Below are 610 nucleotides of genomic sequence, written 5' to 3'. Positions count from 1 at the left end.
TGGGAATCAGCTCGTACCACACGTTGACCGAGCCATTGAGGTTGGGGTTCACGTAGCGGGTCTTGTCCACCCAGAAGCTCAAATCCCCTACCGCAGTGATGGGCAGTTCCACCGGCGGGTTGATGCTCGCGCTCGAGCCCTCCCAGTGCAGCCGCGCCTTGCCGCCGACGTACAACGGCGAGCCGACGGTGACCTTGACGGTGATGCCGCCCGTAGCCAGGTCGGCGGGGTCCAGCACGTCGCCAGGTTTCAACGCCGGGCTGAAGGTGGGCGCGGGCAGCGAGGCGCCGGCGCCGACCACGGTCAAGGCCAGGGCGGGCGAACGGTACACCGTGCCGTCGGCCAGCTTGACGGTGTAGGACACCTCCAGTGTGCCGCCGATGAGTTGCAGCGCCATGTCCTTGAGCACCAGGATGCTCAGCGGCCCACCGGCGTTGCCGCTGTCGACCGCGCGCCGCTCTTCGTGATACACCGCCCCGCCGGGGCCGGTGCCACTCCAGATCAGGGTCACGGTGCTGCCGCTGGCCAGCAGCGGGTTGGCCAGCACGATGACCTCGACGGTGTTTTCGCTGATGGACTCTGGTGCCAGGGTGCCACCGGATGCCTTGGG

1 protein-coding gene is annotated in these 610 nt (G+C 67.9%); it reads right to left on the bottom strand.

Annotated elements, in window-relative coordinates; translation table 11 throughout:
* The coding region (locus IFT80_RS21520; RefSeq protein WP_192138400.1) for a hypothetical protein at nt 1–610 on the bottom strand (610 nt) is incomplete at both ends.

It is taken from the genome of Pseudomonas sp. CFBP 8771 (assembly GCF_014841695.1).
In the GTDB taxonomy this organism is placed as follows: domain Bacteria; phylum Pseudomonadota; class Gammaproteobacteria; order Pseudomonadales; family Pseudomonadaceae; genus Aquipseudomonas; species Aquipseudomonas baltica.
The sequence above is the reverse complement of the archived record's forward strand: the minus strand, read 5'-3'. Positions and strand labels throughout refer to the sequence as shown.